The organism is Rhizobium sp. ZX09, assembly GCF_017357485.1.
Lineage (GTDB): Bacteria > Pseudomonadota > Alphaproteobacteria > Rhizobiales > Rhizobiaceae > Agrobacterium > Agrobacterium pusense.
The window spans coordinates 1691990-1713042 of sequence record NZ_CP031364.1; the positions used below are offsets into that span (position 1 = coordinate 1691990).

17 protein-coding genes are annotated in these 21053 nt (G+C 58.7%); 10 read left to right on the forward strand and 7 right to left on the reverse strand.

Features of this window, described 5'->3' with window-relative positions; translation table 11 throughout:
- Nucleotide 1 precedes the first annotated feature (1 nt).
- On the forward strand, nucleotides 2–559 hold the full coding sequence (locus tag BTN45_RS22440; protein ID WP_246751751.1) for an invasion associated locus B family protein: 558 nt from the start codon (nucleotides 2–4) through the stop codon (nucleotides 557–559).
- Here the strand turns inward: BTN45_RS22440 and BTN45_RS22445 are convergent.
- The 4 genes from BTN45_RS22445 to BTN45_RS22460 form a co-directional block, all read right to left on the reverse strand.
- Nucleotides 556–3696 (reverse strand): efflux RND transporter permease subunit, encoded by a 3141-nt coding sequence (locus BTN45_RS22445; protein ID WP_207591140.1) that lies wholly within the window; start codon nucleotides 3694–3696, stop codon nucleotides 556–558. The two genes, BTN45_RS22440 and BTN45_RS22445, sit on opposite strands and share 4 nt — an antisense overlap.
- Nucleotides 3693–4991 (reverse strand): efflux RND transporter periplasmic adaptor subunit, encoded by a 1299-nt coding sequence (locus BTN45_RS22450; protein ID WP_207591146.1) that lies wholly within the window; start codon nucleotides 4989–4991, stop codon nucleotides 3693–3695. The genes BTN45_RS22445 and BTN45_RS22450 overlap by 4 nt, the downstream gene beginning before the upstream one ends.
- 283 nt (nucleotides 4992–5274) lie before the next feature.
- Nucleotides 5275–6471 carry a polysaccharide biosynthesis/export family protein gene (locus BTN45_RS22455; protein WP_207591148.1) on the reverse strand — a complete coding sequence of 399 codons (1197 nt, stop codon included), beginning with the start codon at nucleotides 6469–6471 and terminating at the stop codon, nucleotides 5275–5277.
- Between the two features lie 399 nt (nucleotides 6472–6870).
- The gene (locus tag BTN45_RS22460) at nucleotides 6871–7995 is read right to left on the reverse strand and encodes a glycosyltransferase family 4 protein (protein ID WP_111814049.1); all 1125 of its coding nucleotides are present in this window, start codon (nucleotides 7993–7995) and stop codon (nucleotides 6871–6873) included.
- A gap of 423 nt (nucleotides 7996–8418) precedes the next feature.
- Here BTN45_RS22460 and BTN45_RS22465 point away from each other — a divergent pair, with 423 nt between their 5' ends.
- The 5 genes from BTN45_RS22465 to BTN45_RS22485 all read left to right on the forward strand — a co-directional run bounded on the left by BTN45_RS22465 (nucleotide 8419) and on the right by BTN45_RS22485 (nucleotide 13670).
- Complete coding sequence (locus BTN45_RS22465) at nucleotides 8419–9945, forward strand: ABC transporter substrate-binding protein (RefSeq protein ID WP_207591149.1); 1527 nt, start codon at nucleotides 8419–8421, stop codon at nucleotides 9943–9945.
- 106 nt (nucleotides 9946–10051) lie between these two features.
- The gene (locus tag BTN45_RS22470; protein ID WP_006698531.1) at nucleotides 10052–10993 is read left to right on the forward strand and encodes an ABC transporter permease; all 942 of its coding nucleotides are present in this window, start codon (nucleotides 10052–10054) and stop codon (nucleotides 10991–10993) included.
- Entirely contained in the window at nucleotides 10993–11868 is an 876-nt protein-coding gene (locus tag BTN45_RS22475) for an ABC transporter permease (protein WP_004438752.1), read from the forward strand. The genes BTN45_RS22470 and BTN45_RS22475 overlap by 1 nt, the downstream gene beginning before the upstream one ends.
- A gap of 1 nt (nucleotide 11869) precedes the next feature.
- Nucleotides 11870–13093 carry an amidohydrolase/deacetylase family metallohydrolase gene (locus tag BTN45_RS22480; protein WP_207591151.1) on the forward strand — a complete coding sequence of 408 codons (1224 nt, stop codon included), beginning with the start codon at nucleotides 11870–11872 and terminating at the stop codon, nucleotides 13091–13093.
- 82 nt (nucleotides 13094–13175) lie between these two features.
- Complete coding sequence (locus tag BTN45_RS22485) at nucleotides 13176–13670, forward strand: RidA family protein (protein ID WP_207591153.1); 495 nt, start codon at nucleotides 13176–13178, stop codon at nucleotides 13668–13670.
- 6 nt (nucleotides 13671–13676) lie between these two features.
- Here BTN45_RS22485 and BTN45_RS22490 read toward each other — a convergent pair whose 3' ends face one another.
- Nucleotides 13677–14513 carry an IclR family transcriptional regulator gene (locus tag BTN45_RS22490; protein WP_072493551.1) on the reverse strand — a complete coding sequence of 279 codons (837 nt, stop codon included), beginning with the start codon at nucleotides 14511–14513 and terminating at the stop codon, nucleotides 13677–13679.
- An 88-nt stretch (nucleotides 14514–14601) separates the two neighbouring features.
- Between BTN45_RS22490 and BTN45_RS22495 the strand changes: the two genes are divergently transcribed.
- Nucleotides 14602–15798, forward strand: coding sequence for an aminotransferase class V-fold PLP-dependent enzyme (locus tag BTN45_RS22495; protein ID WP_207591161.1), 1197 nt, complete (start codon nucleotides 14602–14604; stop codon nucleotides 15796–15798).
- Between the two features lie 212 nt (nucleotides 15799–16010).
- The gene (locus BTN45_RS22500) at nucleotides 16011–17846 is read left to right on the forward strand and encodes an ABC transporter ATP-binding protein (protein ID WP_207591163.1); all 1836 of its coding nucleotides are present in this window, start codon (nucleotides 16011–16013) and stop codon (nucleotides 17844–17846) included.
- A 4-nt stretch (nucleotides 17847–17850) separates the two neighbouring features.
- Here BTN45_RS22500 and BTN45_RS22505 read toward each other — a convergent pair whose 3' ends face one another.
- Complete coding sequence (locus BTN45_RS22505; RefSeq protein WP_207591165.1) at nucleotides 17851–18480, reverse strand: glutathione S-transferase N-terminal domain-containing protein; 630 nt, start codon at nucleotides 18478–18480, stop codon at nucleotides 17851–17853.
- Nucleotide 18481: 1 nt separating this feature from the next.
- Nucleotides 18482–18847: a metalloregulator ArsR/SmtB family transcription factor gene (locus BTN45_RS22510; RefSeq protein ID WP_004438767.1), complete on the reverse strand. Its 366-nt coding sequence runs from the start codon at nucleotides 18845–18847 to the stop codon at nucleotides 18482–18484.
- Between the two features lie 213 nt (nucleotides 18848–19060).
- On the opposite strand from BTN45_RS22510, the gene BTN45_RS22515 reads away from it, so the two are divergent.
- Nucleotides 19061–19927 carry an ABC transporter substrate-binding protein gene (locus BTN45_RS22515; protein ID WP_207591169.1) on the forward strand — a complete coding sequence of 289 codons (867 nt, stop codon included), beginning with the start codon at nucleotides 19061–19063 and terminating at the stop codon, nucleotides 19925–19927.
- Nucleotides 19924–21051 (forward strand): LLM class flavin-dependent oxidoreductase, encoded by a 1128-nt coding sequence (locus BTN45_RS22520; protein WP_044459877.1) that lies wholly within the window; start codon nucleotides 19924–19926, stop codon nucleotides 21049–21051. The genes BTN45_RS22515 and BTN45_RS22520 overlap by 4 nt, the downstream gene beginning before the upstream one ends.
- Nucleotides 21052–21053 lie beyond the last annotated feature (2 nt).

The following is a 21053-nucleotide window of genomic DNA, read 5'->3' on the forward strand; positions in this document are numbered from 1 at the left end:
TATGCCACGCGCGGCTGCGCTTGCCATTGCCATTCTGGTTTGTTTTTCCCGCGGTGAGGCGCGCGCGCAGGAAAGCGCGAGCACGGCCATGCCGCTGCATGAAGTTCACGGAAGCTGGCAACTTGCCTGTGCCGCACCAGAAAAAGAAGACCCCGCCGACGGCAAGGACACATCAACGGCGAAGCCGCTCTGCGCCATTGCGCAGGTGCAGCTTGAGGAAAAAAACCGAAAACTCGTTGTTTCGGTCGAATTTCGGCTCGACGATGGAAAAGCGCCGGGTAAGCTCTCAGGCACTATCGTCATGCCTTTCGGCCTTGCCGTCACGAAGCTCTTTTCAATAAAATCTGCCAATGTCCGATTGCAGGAAGTGCAGGTCAGCACGTGCCTCCCTGTCGGCTGCATTGTGTCTTTCACACCTTTTGTCGAAGTTGTTTCAGCGCTGGAGACAGGAAAGACGCTAACCGTTGAGGCTCCGGATTTGCAGGGTCGAGCCGTCTCTTTCCAACTGCAGCCAGCGGGATTTTCCGAGGCACTGAAGCGCCTCGAAAGCCTCTATTAGGCCGCGACGGAATCCGGCTCGGCCGCTCCTTTCGGGTTTTCCGGTTCGGCGTGCTTTTCCGCCGTTTTTTTGCGGGAAAATAGACCCGTGAGGAAGCGGCCGAAGCGGTCCATTTCCACGAAGATGACGGGCGTGATGAACAATGTCAGCAATTGTGAGACGATGAGACCACCGACCACCGCGATGCCGAGCGGTTGGCGCAGTTCTGAGCTGGCGCCCGAGCCGAGCGCGATGGGAAGAGCGCCAAGCAATGCGCAGAATGTCGTCATCATGATCGGGCGGAACCGGCGCACGCAGGCTTCGTGAATGGCGATTGCGGGTGGTTCCGCTTTTTCGCGCATCAGTTCCACCGCCACGTCGATCATCATGATCGCGTTTTTCTTGACGATGCCGATAAGCATCAATAGCCCGATCAGGGCGATGATGGAGAAATCCATGCCCATGACCTTCAGCGCCACAAGGGCGCCGAAGGCCGCTGCCGGCAGACCGGAAAGAATGGTCAGCGGGTGGATGAAGCTCTCATAGAGAACGCCGAGAACGACATAGATGGTGAGCACCGCCGCCAGAATGAGGATTCCGGTGTTCCCCTGGCTCTGCTGGAAGATTGCCGCCGTGCCGCCATAGCTGGTGAAGACATCCTGCGGCAGGCCTATCGTGGTCTTGAGCTGGTCGATCCGACTTGTGGCGTCGGAGAGTGCCACACCATCCGGCAGGTTGAAGGAGATGGTGGTGGAGACGAGCTGGCCCGTCTGATTGATGGTAACAGGCGCTTGCGTCCGGGTGAGAGCAGCGAAGTTGGAAAGCGGCACCAGTACGCCCGTTTTGGCCGAAAGAATATTGATGTCGCTCAGGAAATCGTCATTCCATGGCTTCGAGCTGTCGAACTCGACAATGACGTCGTAGCTGTCGCCGGTCGACTGGATCTGTGCGGCGGTGTACCCGCCGAAGGACATTTCCAGTGTCTTGCGCAGCTGATCATTGGTAATCCCGAATGCAGCGGCTTTTTCCGAATCGACCGAAATCGTGGCGGCGATGGCGCCGTTTTGGGCATCCGATGTTACTGACGTGAAGGTATGGTCGCGGCGCATCGCCTCCATCAGCTTGTTCGACCATTCATTGGTGATATCAGCGTTCAAGCCCTGCACCACGAGCTGATATTGGCTGGCGGAGCTGCGCCCGCCGAAACGCAGGCTCTGCTGCGGGTTGATATAGGTGCGGATGCCCGCGACTTTCGAGCTGGCCTGGCCCAGTTCCGTCAGAACCTGGCTCAGAGGTGCACGCTCCTCCTTGGGCTTGAGTTCGACGAACATCGAGCCGTTGTTCAGCGGATTGCGCGAATTGCCGCCAACGATGGATGTAACGTGGACCACGGCCGGATTCTTGCGGATCTGATCGGCAACCTGCGCCTGGAGATCGCGCATCGCCGTGTAGGAAATATCCTCGCGCGCCTGCGTCGAAACCGAAAGACGGCCGATGTCTTCCTGGGGGAAGAAGCTGGAGGGCAGCACTTCGAATAGATAAAGAGATGCCGCGACCGAGGCGAGAAATGACGCCAAAACAATACGGCGATGGGAAAGGCACCAGCTCACGGCGTTTCCATAGGCACGAAGCGTCCGCTCGAAGCCGGCATCGAACCAACGGATGATCGCCGGTGGCCGGGAGGAGTGGCCGGAAAGGCGCGAGGCGAGCATTGGCGTGACCGTCAGCGATACCAGAGCCGAGGCCATGATGGCGAGCGTGACGACCATGCCGAATTCATTAAAGAGCCTGCCGATCACCCCACCCATCAACAGAATGGGGATGAAGACGGCGACAAGCGAAATCGACATGGAGAGGATGGTGCTGCTGACCTCCGCAGCACCCTGCAGCGCGGCTTCCCGCATCGGCAGCCCCTCTTCGTGCAGGCGTAATATGTTTTCCAGCATGACGATAGCATCATCCACCACAAGACCTACTGACAGGGTGAGCCCAAGCAGGGAGATATTGTCGATGCTGTAACCCAGCACATACATCGCGCCGAAAGCCGTGATCAGCGACAACGGCACGGCAAGACCCGGAATGACGGTTGCCGTCAGATGCCCGGTGAAGAGGTAGATTACTGCCACCACCAGCCCGATGGTCAGGAACAGGGTAAACTGAACGTCGGAAATCGCGTCCTTGATCGCGGTCGAGGCGTCGTTCATCACGTTGATGTTGACGGAAGGTGGCAATTGCTGGTGAAGCGCCGGCAGCTTGGCCTTGATGGCGTCCACGACATCGACGGTGTTGGCATCCGGTTGCCGCTGCACGGCGAGAACGATGGCCTGTTCGCCGTCGAACCAGCTGCCCGCATTGGTGTTGTCAATGCTGTCGGTGACGTTGGCGATATCACCGAGGTGAATGGGTGCACCGTTGTTCGTCGATACGACCAGCGAACGGAAGGCGGCTGCGTTCGTGCGCTGGGTATCGGCCTCGATCGTCAGGCGCTGATTATCGTTCTGCAGTGCGCCGACGGGAACCTGATTGTTCGCCTGGGCAATGGCGGTGGTGACCGTATCGACGCCGAGGCCTCTTGCCTGAAGCTGCGCCGGATCGAGCCCAATGCGCACGGCATAGGTCTGCGCCCCGTAGATACTCACCTGCGCCACGCCGGAAATGGTGGAAAGGAGCGGGGAGATAATGTTCTCGGCGATTTCATCGACCTTGCTGGTGGGCATTTCCTTGCTGTTGACCGCAAGCAAGAGTACCGGGGCATCGGCCGGGTTCGTTTTGCGATAGCTGGGCGTCGTCGTCATATTGCTCGGCAACTGCCGTTGCGCGCGGGAAATTGCGGCCTGCACGTCGGCAGCGGCTGCGTCGATATCGCGGTTGAGATCGAACTGAAGCACGATCGAGCTGTTGCCAAGCGTATTGGTGGCGCTGATCTCGCTGACGCCGGGAATTGTCTCGAACTGCTTGACCAGTGGCGTGGTGACCGAGGTGGCCATGGTTTGCGGGGAGGCGCCGGAGAGTGATGACGACACGTTGATCGTCGGAAAATCCACCTTTGGCAAGGCCGCGACCGGGAGCAAACGGAAACCGGCTAGGCCTGCCAGAACGAGGCCGATGGCGAGAAGCGTGGTGGCGACGGGCCTGTTGATGCAAAAATTCGGGATCATTGGCGGCCAGCCTTTTCCTGCGGAATATTGGCGGCCAGATTGCCTGCCGTCCCGCCCTTATCGGAAAATTGCTCGATCACGAGCTGGCCGTCGGCGAGTTCCGACTGGCCCTCGACGATGATATGCTCTCCGCCATTAAGGCCGTTCGCAATAGCGGTGAGGTCGCCGTTCGAACGCGCGACCTCCACGGGCGTCATGTGGGCATGATGATCGCTGTCGACCGTGTAGACAAAATTGCCTTTCGGTCCGGGTCGCACAGCGACCGTCGGTACGACGACCATTTCGTCTTCGGAAACAAAATGCGCGGTGACGTTGACGGACTGACCGGGCCACAAAAGGCCGCGGTCGTTCTTGAACTCCGCCTTTGCCAGCACTGTGCCGGAGGTCTGGTCCACAGTGTTGTCGTAAAAACGCAGTACGCCGCGCATCGCCTCGCCGCCGGTCGCCGCAGGGTCGACATCAACTGCCGTGTCTTTCGCTACGCCTTCGCGCAATTGCGGCAGATAGCGTTGAGAGAGCCGGAAACTGACCGAGATGGGGTCGTATTTCGTGATCGTCACGATATTCACGCCGGCACTAAGGTAAGCCCCCGGGCTGACGCTGATATCACCCAGTCTCCCATCGAAGGGAGCACGGATTTCCATATGTTCCAACGCCACCTGATCGGACGCAAGCGTTGCGCGGTCGGCATCGATCTTGGCGCTGGCGCTGTCCCGCGCCGCTCTGGCCTGATCCAGCACCTGCTGTGACTCGGCGCTCTGCTTGACGAGGTTGGCGGCACGCTGAAAAGCGGCTTCAGTCTGTTCAAGTGTCGCCTGGTCGGCGGCGATATTCGCCTTGTCCTTGTCGACCGCCGCACGGGCAATTCGATCGTCCATCTTGAGGATCAGATCCCCCGCCTTGATGTGCTGGCCGTCCTTTGCCTCGATTTCGGTGACGAGGCCGGCCTGGAGCGGTGCGATATTGGTGATGTCGGCTGCTACCGCCCACCCTGTTGCCGCCGCTTCCATTGGCAGCGTCGCCTTACTGACCGAAATGGTGCTGACGGTCGGTGGTCCGCCATTGCGCCGCCCGCCGCCCTGTCGTTGGCCCTGTTGTGCGCCTGGCTGGCCATTGCGGGAGGATTGCGGTTTTGCATTTGCAGTCGTTTCTGCGGTTGCGGTCTCTGCCTGCGGTGGAGTGCTGGCAAATTGTTTCAGATAGGGAATTTGATCGAGCGGCAGGAGGTCCTTGAAATACCACGCGCCGGCGGCTGCGATGGCAAGAACGGTGAGGGCGGTCCAGAAACGTTTCATCTGACGGTTCCGCGTAATGAAGGCGATACATGTTTCCCGACATGTGCGGCAAGCCTTGGGAGCAGCTTTCCTCCACAAGACACCCAATACGCTGCGAAATCACCTTAAACTTTTGTAATGGCAACAACCGTGTGCGGGGGCCGTTTGCCCTGCCGTACAGGGGCTGAAGCGGATCGCGCTCGCATGCAACCCCGCCATTGCGTATATTCTTCGCGCCGGTTGGCACGGGAAAAGGCCGCCTCGTTTCCGGGGCGGCCTTTTTCGCGATGCGATACGCCGGAGGTCAGAAAGCCCGGATGGCGTTGCGGGTGGCCAGCACATCTTCAGCAACATTGCCTGTGGTGGCGGGCACGGAGCCGACGAGATCCAGGAATTTGTAGAGTTCGGTGGCCTGCGAGTTCGTGACATAGATGATGTCGCGATCCTGCATCGGGAATTTCGTGCTGGCAAAGAAGGTCGAGGGATCGCGCAGATTGGCACGGAAAATGACCGGAACGTCCTGGCCCGCGAATTTGGACGTGTTGACGCCGAGCTTCACGAGAAGATCGCGCTTCACGATGCGGTAGACATAGACTTGGGCGGGATCTGCACGGGAGTCGAGCAATCCGCCCGCCTTGCCAAGGGCGTCCGAGAGCTTGAGATCGGCGTCCTCGAACTCGAAACGGCCGTTGAGGCCGGAAGCGCCGAAGGCGAGATAAGTGCGGCGCTCCCGCTCCACCATGATGGTGTCGCCCGGCACCACATAGATGTTTTCCGAAGGCGTGCTGACAAGGTGATTATAGTTGACGCGGGCCGTTTTCCCGCGCCGAATGAGCGTGACATAGGACTCTATGTTGGGAGCACTCAGGCCTTTGGCGTAAGAGATGACGTCAAGAACGCGATCACCTGCTTCCGACAGCTGCACCTTTGTCGGCTCTTTGACGTCGCCAAGAACCGAGGCCTGTGCGGAGCGACTGGAAATCTTGGTGATCAGAACCTGCGGCTCGATGGCGCGATTTGCCAGGCGCTCCTCGATTTCACTCTGCACATCCTCGACATTGCGACCGGTTGCGCGGATCTTGCCTGCATAGGGAACGCTGATATTGCCTTCCCGGTCGACCGTCTGGTTGGGCAGGCTAATGAAGTTACCCGGGCGGCTGCCTGCATCGTTTGGAATGAACAGGCCGCCCGCCTGGCTTTCGAAAATGGCAACCTGGACTACGTCGCCGACACCCATCGGCAATGCCGGGACGCCGCCCTTGCCACCACCGAAGCTGCCGAGCAAGGTGGTCGTGGTGGTATCACCGACATAGTTAAGGACGGAGCTGTTGATGTCGATAAGCGCATAATCCACGCCTGCGGTTTTTTTCTTGTCCTTTGATCCGAATTTTACGGAGGCGTTGGATTCGATTGTGGCTGCGTCGGGGCCAGATGCCGCTGTGACAGTGCAGCCTGCCAGAGCCGCAGAGGCGAGCAGAATCGAAACATTCAATAAACGCATTTGGTCCTCAAAATGAATATCGTCCGAAAAGCATAAAAACGGACACGTATAGGTTTTTAAAAATTGATCACTTCGTAAATAACCCGGTAAGGAAGGTCTCGGCCGGTTTGCATTTGTTCAGAAAGGATAGGATTGAAAAACGTGTTGAACTGCGAAAGTAATATGCAAATTTGGAGGATGATTCAATTTTATTAGGGTACCCCGGGGCAAATCTTGTGTATTGCCTATGTCATGCAAGACACGCACTGTTTTAGTTTCGTTGCATTCAACATCCGTCCGCCCACTATCATCTCTGTGATTGCTGCATTGCGCTAGTGCAGTTTTGTCACGCTTATGCAGTTTTTTCCTTTGTCGACACCATTTAATCAGTTTGATAATCGAGTTTCACTTTGCAGGCGATCACGCCCGTTCAGCGAGCGCGAAATTGACGGTGTCGGCAAATTCTCTCAGGAAACGTTCGCGGGAGAAACGGGCGGCATTGTCGATGCAGGCGGTCTTGTCGAAGCGGTCGGAATTGTCGACGAACTCCTGCACAGCGCCGCAGATCGCTTCAGGCGTCTGTTCGCGGAAATAAAGGCCCGTGGGCTGGTTAGAGCCGCCGAGCGGTATGACGGTTTCCAGCACGCCGCCCTTGCCATAAGCGATCACTGGTGTGCCCAGAGCCTGGGATTCGACGGGCACGATGCCGAAGTCGTCTTCCGCCGCGAAGACGAAAGCCTTGGCTTCCGCCATGTATCTGTGAAGCTCCTCATTGCCGACAAAACCCAGGATTTCGATATTGGGAGTTGCGATATCGCGAATGCGCTTCATGTCCGGGCCGTCTCCGATGACAACGAGGCGCCTGTCGGGCATTTTGGCGAAGGCTTCGACGATCAGATGCACTTTTTTGTAGGGCACCAGCCGTGATGCAGTGACGAAATAATCGCCCTTGCGGTCAGAGGGAGAGAGGTGGGAGGTATCCACCGGGGGATAGATCACCGTGGAATCCCGCCCATAACACTTGCGCACCCGGTTGCGGATGAATTTGGAATTGACGGTCATCAGGTCGACACCGTTGGCGGTGCGGATGTCCCACATGCGGATATAATGAAGGATGGCGCGGGCGATCCACGAGGCGAAGCCGTGCGTCAGCCGCGTTTCCTTGAGGTATTGATGCTGAAGATCCCACGCATAACGGATGGGGCTGTGGATATAGGAAACGTGAAACTGGCCCGGCCCGGTGATGACGCCTTTGGCGACCGCATAGCTTGAGGAAATGACGAGATCATAACCGCTCAGATCGAATTGCTCGATGGCGAGCGGCATCAGCGGCAGGTAAGAGCGATATTTCTTCCGGGCGAAGGGCAGCTTCTGGATGAAGGAGGTATTCACCGGGCGGCCGCCGAGAAAGCCGCGATCACGCTCGCTCATGAAATCGACGAGGCAGAAAAGATCTGCCTGAGGATAGATTTCGAGAAGGTTGTGAAGGACCTTTTCAGCCCCACCCCTATCGGTGAGCCAGTCATGGACGATCGCCGTCTTCATAGTTTCCTCAATAATATCAACGTAATAAAAATTTGTAATCCGACCTGGAAATAAGCCGGCAGTATCGAATATCAATCTTGTCTTCACCTGCAAAAGCGCGGCTGCGAAGACGAAACAATGCGAAAATAATATGGACGCAGGGTTATGTCTGTCGGAATCCTGTCCTGCTCCGTTTCTTGAATAGCATCTTGTTCGCAGATGCGAAATATCCCGCTTCCTAATTTCCTGACATCTGCGCCGACCCGGCGTCTGGCTGTGGCTGCCGAAAGCGCGCTGGGCGGTGCGTGCCAAAATGCGTCCCCGTCGGTCTGGTAATCATTCCTCCTCGCTTCAAGGTTATTGACAAGGCGTCGCAGCAAGATATTCTGTTATAAAGATGCATATAACATAATAATGGAACACAGAAGAGCTGGGAGCTTGACCATGAGACGTAAAATTGCATTTCTCGCCACCGCCGCTTTGTTGCTTGCACCGGGTGTGATGATGGCCCAGGAAAAGGGCGGCGTGATCAATGTCGCCACCATCGGCGAGCCGCCGACATTGGACCCCATGGCGTCTACCGCCGATCTCGTCGGCATCGTCACACAGCATATTTTCGAAACGCTCTATACTTTCGACAAGGGCTGGAAGGTGACGCCGCTGCTGGCGGAAAGCCTGCCCGAGATCAGCGCGGATGGCAAAACCTACACGATCAAGCTCAGACAGGGCATCAAGTTCCACGACGGCAGCGACATGACGTCTGAAGATGTCGTCGCCTCGCTCGAACGCTGGATGAAGATCGCCTCGCGCGGCAAGCAGGCAGCCGGCTTTATCGAGAATATCTCCGCACCCGACGCCGGTACGGTGGCGATCACCCTCAAGCAGCCCTATGCCCCGCTCACCTCGCTGCTCGCGTTCAACAATTCCGCGGCGATCATCCTGCCGGCCGAAAAGCAGGCGGAGCCGATGGCCGAATTCATCGGCACCGGTCCCTATATGCTGAAGGAACGCAAGGCCGACCAGTATATCCAGCTCGTGCGCTTCGATGGCTACAAGTCCCGCGGCGGCGAAAGCGACGGTTACGGAGGTGCGCGCCATCAATATCTCGATGAAATCCGCTTCGTTCCGGTGCCTGATCCGAACACCCGCGTCGAAGCCGCCGTTTCGGGCCAATACGACTATGTCGATTCCATTCCTGTGGAATCCTTCGACAAGGTGAAGTCGTCGTCCGCCTCGCAGCCGTTGATGCTGAAGCCCTTCGGCTATCCGGTCTTCGTCTTCAACACCAAGGAGGGGCTGTCCTCAAAGCTTGAGGTTCGCAAGGCGGTGACGGAAGCGCTGAACATGGAAGACATGCTCGCGGCGGCTTTCGGCAGCACGGATTTCTACGCGCTCGACGGCGCTTATTATCCCGACAACTTCTCTTGGCATTCAGAAGTAGGTGTCGAGGGCAACTATAATGTCAGCAATCCGGAAGCCGCCGCCGAAAAGCTGAAGGCGGCCGGTTACAATGGTGAGCCGCTGCGCATCCTTACCAGCCGCCAGTATGAGTTCCACTACAAGATGGCGCAGGTTGCTGCAGAATATCTGAAACTGGCCGGTTTCAAGGTGGATATGCAGGTGGTGGACTGGGCGACGCTGACACAGCGCCGCGCTGACCCGAAGCTCTGGGATATTTATATCAGCCACAGCCCGTTCCTGCCGGAACCTGCGCTGATGGGCGCGCTTTCCACGAGCTCGCCGGGCTGGTGGGATACGCCGGCACGCAAGGCTGCGGTTGATGCCTTCACTGCCGAAGTCGATCCGGATAAACGCATCGCTCTCTGGGCCGACGTGCAGAAGACGATCTATGCCGAGCTGCCGCTTCTCAAGATCGGTGACTTCAATGCCGTGGCGGCGAAGTCCAACAAGCTGGAAGGCGTCGATCCTGCTCCGTGGCCGTATTTCTGGAATGCCTCGGTCACAAAATAAAGCCAGGACGGCAATCGGGTGCCGGGCTGCCGGCACCCTTCAGCAGCTTCGCTTCAACTATCGCGCATAAGTGGTCCGCCACTTTTGCGATCGGGAGCTTTTATTCGTGATACGGTATATCTTCCAAAGACTTGCGGGAATGATCGTGGTGATGTTCCTCGTCGTCACCATCGTTTTCGTTATCCTGCGCGTCACGCCCGGAGACCCGGCCGCCGTGATGCTGGGGCCGGATGCCTCGGCACAGGACATTGCGGAACTGCGCACCCGCCTCGGCCTCGATCAGTCGCTTGGGGTACAATATGTCTACTATATCGGCCAATTGCTGAAGGGCGATCTCGGCCAGTCGATCTTTCTCAATATGCCTGTCGGATCAGCCCTGCTGGATCGGGCCGAACCGACCTTTTTCCTGACAATCTTTTCACTGCTGATTGCCAGCGTCATCGCTCTCCCGATCGGCATCTATGCCGCTTACCGGCGCGGTTCGTTCGTGGACCAGGCCGCAACGACGGTCGCGATGCTGGCGGCGAGCATTCCGAGCTTCTGGCTCGGCCTCATCCTCATGCAGGTCTTCGCCGTCAGGCTCGATATGTTCCCGGTATCGGGTTATGGCGGTCCGGGGTCGAGTTTCGTCGAGCGCATGTATCATCTGACGTTGCCGGCCATCGCGCTCGGCCTCGTGTCCTCCGCCCTCATTCTGCGCTTCACCCGCGCCTCTATGCTGGATGTCCTCGGTGATGACTATGTCCGCACTGCACGCGCCAAGGGCGTCAAGGAGCGTCGGGTGGTGATGAAACATGCGCTGAAGAATGCGCTTATACCCATTCTCACCGTGCTTGGCCTCACCGCCGCCGTGCTGATTTCGGGTGCGGTGGTAACGGAGACCGTCTTTGGTTTGCCGGGGGTCGGAAATCTCGTCGTCTCGGCGGTGCTCCGGCGTGATTATCCGGTCATTCAGGGCGCGCTTCTCGTTATCGCCGGGCTCTACGTGCTCATCAATTTTGCAATCGACATGCTCTACCTGCTGGTCGATCCAAGGGTTCGCTACTGATGGCCGATATCGTTTCCACCGTTCCCCCGGCACGCAACCCGACTGTCCTGTTCATTCGGCGCCTCCTGAAGCGCAAGACAGTCGCCGCCGGCCTGCTCGTGCTCCTTGTCTTCGTGCTGCTTGCGGTTTTCGCGCCGATGATAGCGCCGTACTCGCCCTCAAAACTGTCGATCGTGAACCGCCTGAAGCCGCCGAGCGAACTCTATTGGTTCGGCACCGATGAGTTTGGTCGCGACGTCTTTTCCCGCACCATATACGCCGGGAGACTGTCGCTTCTGGTCGGGGCCGCCGTGGTGGCGCTTTCGGCGCTGATCGGTATCACGCTCGGCCTGCTTGCCGGTTTCTTCCAGAAACTGGACACACCGATCGCGCGGCTGATCGATGCGATGATGGCGTTTCCTGATATTCTGCTGGCGATTGCGCTGGTGGCGGCACTCGGCCCGTCGCTGACGACTGTCATCATCGCGCTCGCCGTCGTTTATTCGCCGCGCCTTGCCCGCATCGTGCGCGCCTCGACGCTGGTAATTCGTGAGTTGCCCTATGTGGAGGCGGCAAAGGCGCTCGGCATTTCCACTTTCCACATCATGACGCGGCATGTCCTGCGCAATCTGGTCTCGCCGATTCTCGTGCAATGCACCTTTCTTTTTGCCAGCGCCATGCTGGCGGAGGCCGGCCTGTCGTTTCTGGGACTTGGTGTCAGCCCCGAAATTCCAACGTGGGGGACCATGATTTCCGCCGGCCGCCAATATATCGGACAGGCCGACTGGATGACCTATTTCCCCGGCTTTGCCATCATTCTTTCCGTACTGTCGCTGCAAATGGTTGGCGATGGACTGCGGGACATGCTCGACCCAAGACTGCGAAGGGATTTGTAATATGACATCAGGTGAACAGGCAAAAACGCCTCTTCAAGCTCCCATTCTTCTCACCAATGTCAAACCTGTCGGTTTCGGAAAAGGTGCGTCTGAGGCTTCAACCGATATTCTGATCGGCGGCGACGGCAAGATTGCCGCGGTAGGCTCTGCCCTGCAGGTGCCTGCGGATGCGCAGCGTATCGACGCCAAGGGTGCCTTCATCTCGCCCGGCTGGGTCGATCTGCACGTGCATATCTGGCACGGCGGCACCGACATCTCTATCCGCCCCTCCGAATGCGGGGCCGAGCGCGGCGTAACCACACTGGTGGATGCCGGTTCGGCGGGCGAGGCGAATTTCCACGGTTTCAGGGAATATATCATCGAACCCTCAAGGGAGCGCATCAAGGCCTTCCTCAATCTCGGCTCCATCGGTCTCGTTGCCTGCAACCGGGTGCCTGAACTGCGCGACATCAAGGATATCGATCTCGACCGTATCCTCGAATGTTACGCGGAAAACAGCGAGCATATAGTCGGCCTGAAGGTGCGGGCGAGCCATGTCATCACCGGCTCCTGGGGTGTGACGCCGGTCAAGCTCGGCAAGAAGATCGCCAAGATCCTGAAAGTGCCGATGATGGTACATGTGGGCGAGCCACCGGCCCTTTACGACGAGGTTCTGGAAATTCTCGGCCCCGGCGATGTCGTGACCCACTGCTTCAACGGCAAGTCGGGCTCCAGCATCATGGAAGACGAGGACCTGTTCAACCTTGCCGAACGCTGTGCGGGCGAAGGCATCCGGCTGGATATCGGCCATGGGGGCGCATCCTTCTCCTTCAAGGTTGCGGAAGCCGCGATTGAACGCGGGTTGCTTCCGTTCTCCATCTCTACGGATTTGCATGGCCATTCGATGAATTTCCCGGTCTGGGATCTGGCAACCACCATGTCGAAGCTGCTCTCCGTGAACATGCCCTTCGAAAACGTGGTTAAAGCCGTGACCCGTAACCCCGCCTCCATCATCCGCCTCGATATGGAAAACCGTCTCGAGGTCGGTCAGCGCGCAGATTTCACTGTTTTTGATCTTGTCGATGCCGATCTGGAAGCGAACGATTCCAACGGCGACGTGTCGCGCCTGAAGCGCCTGTTCGAGCCGCGTTACGCGGTTATCGGCGCGGAAGCCATCGCGGCCAGCCGTTATATTCCAAGGGCGCGCAAGCTGGTGCGCCACAGCCATGGTTATTCCTGGCGCTGACCCCGACCGATAGGGCGGAGGTCCTTCCTCCGCCGTTCGCAGCCATTACGGGAAACCGCTCCCGGCATTATGAGGAATTCGCGTGAAACAGTCTTCGCTCGACGCAGAAGGGCACGTCTCGCCCTATGACCGGCTCGCCGCGCTCGGCATCTCCCTGCCGCCGCCGCCGCCGCCGATTGCCAATTTCGTCACGCATGTGGTGGAAGGCAACATGCTTTATCTTTCGGGCCAGGGGCCGCGGGAAGAAAATGGCCACCTCTATGCCGGCAAGGTGGGCGCGGAAATCGGGCTGGAAGAGGCCTATAACCATGCGCGTCTCACCGGCATCAACCTGCTTGCCGTCATGCACGAGGCGCTGGGCGATCTGTCGCGGGTGAAGAAGGTGGTGAAACTGCTGGGCATGGTCAATGCCGTCAGTGATTTCCGCGATCACCCTAGCGTCATCAACGGCTGTTCCGATCTCTTCATCGATGTGTTCGGCGATGCGGGACAACATGCCCGCTCCGCCGTGGGCTTCGGCTCACTGCCGGGCAATATAACCGTCGAAATCGAAGCCATCGTCGCGCTCAAGGTGTGAGGCCGTTCAATGGTTGCGCCAGCCCATGAGCTTTTCGATCCGTTCCGCCGAGACCCTGACCTGCTCGGTGTAGTGGTTCTCGTCCGCCAGCACCTTCTGCTCGGGCAGCACGATGGAAATCGTCGCAACGCATTCGCCCCTGTTGTCGCAAATCGGCGAAGCGATGCACGCCACGGCGTAATCGGACTCGGCGACCTGGATCGACAGCCTGTCATGGAAGGCCGCCGCCGCAGACTGGGACAGCGTTTCCGGGTTGATTTCGGCGCGTCCGGTCGGCGAGGAACGGGCGCAGCGACGGAAAAGTTCGAGACGTTCGGCTTCCGGCAGATGCCCGACGAGCAGACGTCCGGACGCCGTCCAGTTCAAAGGAACGCGGGTGCCGACACGGGACGCGACCTGAAAATGGCTCGGTCCATCCGCCATGGCCAATACCAGCATATGGTCGCCATCGCGGCCGCAAAGCTGCACCGTCTCGCCCGCATGGCGGCAGAGATCGTGCATTTCGTGGGTGGCGACACCCATGAAATCGAGCGAGCGGGCATAGGCAAGACCGTAGTGGTAAAGCCGCGCGCCGAGCCAGATGTTGCCGTCGGCATTGCGCGCCAGCATGTTCTTTTCGATGAGATCGTCGATGATCACATAGACGGTGGACAGCGGGGCCTTGATCGCCTTGGCAATGGCGTAAGCGCCGGCGGGGGATCCGGTTTCGTAAAGGTAATCAATAACCTGAAGGGCGCGATCGATGCCGCTGACGCGAGAGCGCTTGGCCACCTTCGCGTCCGGGTTTTCCGCCGTATCGGGAAGGGCGGATAAAGGCGTTTCGTCCAGCTTATGGGCGTCCAATTTTGGCTCCTCATTAATTTTGAGAAGCTATTACATTATTATGGCATATATGTCGATGCCCATTGCATCGCAAAGACAGGAGAAAGACATGACCGAGGATATCAGAAGCAGGATCGGCCTTCGCCCGGTCATCAACGTCTCGGGCACCATGACCTCGCTCGGCGCTTCCATCGTCGTTCCGGAAGCGGTTGAAGCCATGGCGGCCATCCTGCCGCAATTTGTCGAGATCAACGATCTGCAGCGCAAGGCAAGTGCAGTGATTGCGAGGCTGACGGGGGGCGAGGCCGGTTTCGTTACGGCCTCCTGCTCTTCAGGCATCAGCCTTGCAGTGGCAGGCGCGATCACGGGGAATAATCTACTCGCCATCGAAAAGCTGCCCGATGTCGCGCCTGAGAAGAACGAAGTGCTGGTGCAGATGGGGCATGTGGTGAGTTATGGCGCGCCGGTGGATCAGGCAATCCGCCTCGGCGGCGGCAAGGTGGTGCTGATCGGGCAGGCAACATCGACCCACCGTTTCCATATGGAAAACGCCATCACCGAAAAGACGGCTGCCGCTGTCTATGTCGTCTCGCATCATGTGGTGGATTACGGTCTGCTGCATCTTTCCGAATTCGTCGAGATCGCCCACGCCAAGGGTGTCCCTGTCATTGTCGATGCCGCTTCCGAATACGACCTGAAGCTGTTTTTGGCCACGGGTGCGGATGTCGTGCTCTATTCCGGCCACAAGTTCCTCGGCGGCCCCACCTCAGGCATCGTCGCGGGTAAGAAGGAACTGGTGCGTCATGCTTTCCTTCAGAATATGGGCATCGGCCGCGGCATGAAAGTCGGCAAGGAAAGTATCTATGGTGTCATGGCGGCGCTTGAGGCCTGGGAAAAGCGGGACCATGCCGGCATCCGCGAACGGGAAACCGGTTATCTCAACCTCTGGAAAAGGACGCTGGATGGACGGCCGGGCGTGACGGCGTTGATCGAGCCCGACCCGACCAACAACCCGCTCGACCGGCTGCGCGTTATCATCAATGCCGAAGAAGCGCATATTACGGCATGGGACCTGACAACGGCGCTGGCCAAGGGTAATCCGCCGATCATCACCCGCGATCACGAGGTGGAACATCGCTATTTCTATCTTGACCCCTGCAACCTCCATCCCGGCCAGGAAACCATCGTAGCGTCCCGTCTGGCGGAAGAGCTGGACAAGGCGCGCGCCTCCAACGAGGTAATTGCGACACCGTTCGAAGACCGCAGCCGCCACCGTTTCGACGGCATGCTGCGTTGGCCGGACTAATAACGACTGCATATCGAACGAGCGGGTGCCGCGAGTTTCTTCTCCCCGCCGGGGAGAAGGTCGCGGCAGCGGGATGAGGGGGCAGGGGTGCGATCTATCGTGAACGTCGCCCCCTCATCCGACCCTTCGGGCCACCTTCTCCCCGACGGGGAGAAGAAACAGGCCGTGACGCCGTGCCTGAATTCAAACGAGAAGAAAAGAAGGGAACGATCATGACCATGCCGCAGGCAGTACCGCTTGGTGCCAAAGATGCCGTGCTTTCCGTCCGCAACCTCACCACGTCCTTTCACGTGGATGGCGGCTGGAAACCGGTGGTGCGTGATATTTCCTTTGATGTCGGGTCAGGCGAGACGGTTGCGATCGTTGGCGAAAGCGGCTCGGGCAAAAGCGTGACATCGCTTTCGATCATGCGGCTGCTGGATCGGGAAAGCAGCAGGGTTCAGGGCGAAATCCTGCTCGGCGGGCGCAACCTCCTGTCACTTTCAGAGGACGCCATGCGGCGGGTGCGGGGCAATGAGGTGGCCATGATCTTTCAGGAGCCGATGACAAGCCTCAACCCGCTCTTCACCATTGGTGACCAGATTTCCGAGGCTCTTCTGTGCCACCAGCCCATGTCGAAAGCGGAAGCGCGAGCGGAGACGATCCGCCTGCTCGAAAAAGTCCGCATACCCTCCGCCGCCTCGCGTTTCGATGAATATCCACATCGGTTTTCCGGCGGCATGCGCCAGCGCGTGATGATCGCGATGGCGCTTGCCTCCAAACCGAAGCTGCTGATCGCGGATGAGCCGACGACGGCGCTTGACGTCACCATTCAGGGCCAGATTCTCGATCTCATCAAGACACTTCAGGAAGAGGAAGGTACCTCCGTCCTGTTCATCACCCATGACATGGGCGTGGTGGCTGAGATCGCCGATCGCACGGTCGTCATGTATCGTGGCGAGCAGGTGGAAGTCGGCGCGACCGCGGATATTTTCCATCGCGGTAAACATCCCTACACGCGTGCACTGTTGTCCGCGGTTCCGGTTCTCGGTTCCATGACGGGCGAGGAAAGGCCGCTGCGGTTTCCCATTGTCAACACCACCACGGGAGAAACGCAGGAACCGGCGCGTCCGGCCGATACCGTCAATGCCGCAGCCCAGCCGGTGCTCAAAGTTGAGGGGCTGACCAAGCGCTTCGATATCCACTCCGGTCTCTTGGGGCGGCTCAGCGGCCGCGTGCATGCGGTGGAAAACGTGTCCTTCGATCTGAGGGCCGGGGAGACGTTGTCACTGGTGGGCGAAAGCGGCTGCGGCAAGTCGACCACCGGTCGCGCCATCATGCGGCTCATTGAGCCGGATGCCGGTTCCGTGGTGGTGAACGGCGAGAATATTCTCGCCCTCGACAAGTCAGGCATGCGAGAGATGCGCAAGACGGTGCAGATGATCTTTCAGGATCCCTTTGCCTCACTCAACCCGCGCATGACGGTGGGCGCGGCGATCGCCGAACCTTTTCTGGAACACCGTATAGGCAGCGCCCGCGAGGCGAAGGATGTGGTGGCCGACATGCTGGAAAAGGTCGGGCTCTCGCCCGATATGGCGGCGCGTTACCCGCACGAGTTTTCCGGCGGTCAGCGGCAGCGCATCTGCATCGCCCGCGCGCTGGCACTCCAGCCCAAGGTGATCGTCGCTGATGAGAGCGTTTCGGCGCTGGATGTCTCGATCAAGGCGCAGGTCATCAACCTGATGCTGGACTTGCAGCAGAGCCTCGATCTCGCCTTTCTTTTCATCAGCCATGACATGGCGGTGGTGGAGCGCGTCAGCCACCGGGTGGCGGTGATGTATCTCGGCGAGATCGTCGAAATCGGCCCGCGTGCGGCCGTCTTCGACAACCCGCAGCATGACTATACCCGCAGGCTGATGGCGGCCGTGCCGGTGCCGGACCCGGACCGCAGAAACACGCGTCGCGGTGCCGCCAATGACGAGTTGAAAAGTCCGATCCGCTCAGTCGATTATTCCGTGAAGCCGCGGGAATATCGCGAAGTCTCACCCGGCCATCTTGTCGCCAGCTAAGCGATCAAAGTCCCGGAACGTCAGATGTCACAAATGGCACGCGGTAACCGCGCTGGAAGGTTTCGCGCTGTCCAAGCTGGCGATACCAGCGGTTTACTGAGGGAAAATCAGCGAGATCGATTTTATGACGGGCGAAACGCGAAACCCATGGCCAGATGGCGATATCGGCTATTGAAAAATCGCCGGCGACGAACCCGCGCTCTGCCAAGCGGTCATTCAGCGTCAGGTAGAGGCGTTCGGTATCCGAGGCGAAACGTGTCTCGGCGAAGGGTGCCTTTCCTGTATTGTACGTCAGGAAATAATGGGCGTAACCGAGTGTCGGGCCGAAGTTGGCGGCCTGCCACATCAGCCACTCGGTGACTGTCAGCCGTGCCGCGGCAGAGACGGGCATGAGCCGTCCGGCTTTTTCCGCGAGATAGATCAGGATTGCGTTGGACTCTGTTAAAACGGTGCCATTGTCTTGATCGACGATTGCAGGGATTTTGGAGCCAGGGTTGATGCGAATGTACTCGGCCGAGAACTGTTCGCCTTTTTCGATATCTATGGCATGGCTGACATAGGGCAGGCCAAGTTCTTCCAGCGCAATCGAGATTTTGAGGCCGTTCGGCGTGATCCAGGTGTAAAGGTCGATCATGTTAGTCGAACATTGCCTCATCCAGCGGCAAAGCGCGCCTGCCTTTCTTGCCGGTCACATCGGAAAGATCAGCATAGAGGCCGCGTAATGTCAGAACCAACTGGACAATACGCGGATCGGTAACACGATAGATCACCGCCTTGCCCTCCCGCGTGCCTTCGATGACCCCCGCATCGCGCAGTTCGGCCAGCTGCTGTGAAAGCGTCGGCTGCTGGATGCCGAGTTCATATTCAAGCGCGGAAACGGATGCTTCCGTTTCCATGAGGTAACAGACGATGGCCAGACGGTTGGCATTGGCCACAAGCTTCAGGAGCTCGCTTGCTTCAACGACGCTGCGGCAGATGAGATTGGAAACCGGTTTGGTCACGACTGAAGAGGCCCACTTTTCAAACTATAAAAAAGTAAATTGTGCGGCGATAAATTTCAATGGTTTGATAGATATCATGCCAGCTCAATCAGGCATTTTTTAAAATCTACAGGATTAATAGATTTCTCTTTCGCTTTCCGACCGGGGATCGCCAAAACGTTTCTCGAAAACACTCTATAAAAAAGTAGATTGATCGTGAAATGAGGTGTCGACATGAAAATCGGGGTCCATCCCAACAATCTGCATTTGCGGCTCGCCCGGCTCTGGCCCGGTTCTTTCGAGGCATTCGAGCCTGAATTCGTGCTCTATAGAGAAGGGCGCGATACCGCGGCGCTTCTGGAAAAGGGTGAAATACACTTCGGCGGCACTGGGTCGACACCGCCCATCGAGGCGGATGCGCGAGGGATCTCGGCGGTCTATATTGCCGCCTCCGCACCGCGGCCGGCCAATGGCGCGATCCTCGTGCGGCGTGACAGCCCGATCCGTTCCGCCGCCGATCTCTCGGGAAAACGCATATCCCTGATCGACGGATCGTTTCATACCTATCTTCTGGCGCGCAGCCTGGAAGGGGCGGGGCTTGGCCTCTCGGATGTCAGCCGGATAGAAAGCGGCGACAGTGACAGCCTGAGAGACCTGGTGGAAGGTCGCGTCGATGCCTGGGTGACGATGTCGCCGCGGCTGGAAAAGGCTCTGACCCATGAAGAAATCAGTCTTTTGGTTCGCTGCGGCTCCACCATTCCCAACCGTTCGCTGTTCTGGACGCTGGATCGTCACGCTCTCGCGCCTGAAACGAGGCAAGCGATTGCGGCTGAACTGGACCGCGTCGGCCGCGCCGTTATGGCTAATGTAGAGCAGGCGGCTGCGCTGCTCGCCGCCGAACCTGGCAGCGAAGGCGACGCTTCGTCCTGGGCAAAGGTATTGCGCTCTCGCGATCTTTCAGTCGTGCCCGCCACTCAAAATATTCTTGCCGAACAGCAGGAGGAGGCCGATACGCTTTACAGGCACGGCCATTTCTCTTTACCGGTTCAGACCGGGCAAAGCCCGGCCCCGCAATCAGCCAGCGTCGGAGGTGACAGATGAATGTTTTCTGGTACATGTGCGCCCCCGACGGCGCCTATCCCTGGCAGCCGGAAGGCTCCCGCAGGGTCGATCTCGGTTATTACAAGCAACTGGCGCTCGCTTACGACCAGCTCGGTTATACCGGGGCGCTGTTTGCCACCGGCGCGCATGACGTCTGGGTTCTGGCGGGTGCGCTTCTTTCCTATACCGAGCGGCTGAAGCTGCTGGTCGCCATTCATCCGGGCCTGATCGCGCCAACGCTGCTTGGCAAGATGGCGGCAACGCTTCAGGAGTTTTCGCGCGGTCGCCTGCTTATCAATGTCGTCTCGGGCGATGCGAAGATGCTCGGCGCTTACGGCATGACCATGCCGCATGACGATCGTTACGAGATGGCGGATGAATATCTGCAAATCTGGCACCGGCTTTTCGCCGGCGAAACGGTGGATTTCAACGGGCATTATTTCCAGACGCAGGGCGCAAAGCTCGCTCTGCCGGTGGGGCAGGGCATCGAGCCGCCGCCGCTGTGGTTTGGCGGCTCTTCGGACAAGGCCATCGACGTTGCGGCCAAACATGTCGAGACCTATCTCTCATGGGGCGAAACGCCTGATCAGATTGGCGCGAAGGTCGATCTCGTCAAGGCGCGGGCGGAAAAGCTCGGTCGAGAACTGGAATACGGTATTCGCCTTTATGTTATCGTGCGCGATACCGATGAAGAGGCCTGGGCTGCCGCCGCCGATCTCTACGGGCGCATGGATGAGGCAGCGATTGCCGCCAACCAGCGCTTCGTCGGCAAGACCGATTCCGTCGGCCAGCAGCGCATGACGGCGATGCATGGCGGCCAGAAGCCGGAGAACCTGCGCGATCTTGAAATAGCGCCAAACCTCTGGGCCGGCATCGGTCTCGTTCGTCCAGGTCCGGGAACAGCTATCGTCGGCTCGCCCGATACTGTCATCCGCACGCTGGAGGCCTATAAGAAGGCGGGCGTGAACACCTTTATCCTGTCCGGCATGCCATTGCTGGAAGAAGCCTTCCGTTTCGGGGAAAAGGTGCTTCCGCGTCTTGACGTATCGCGTGAGGTTTCGGCGGCAAAACAATTCACGTGGTCGACATTGTTCGACCGTGACCTCTCGGCCAAGGCCTCATGAGC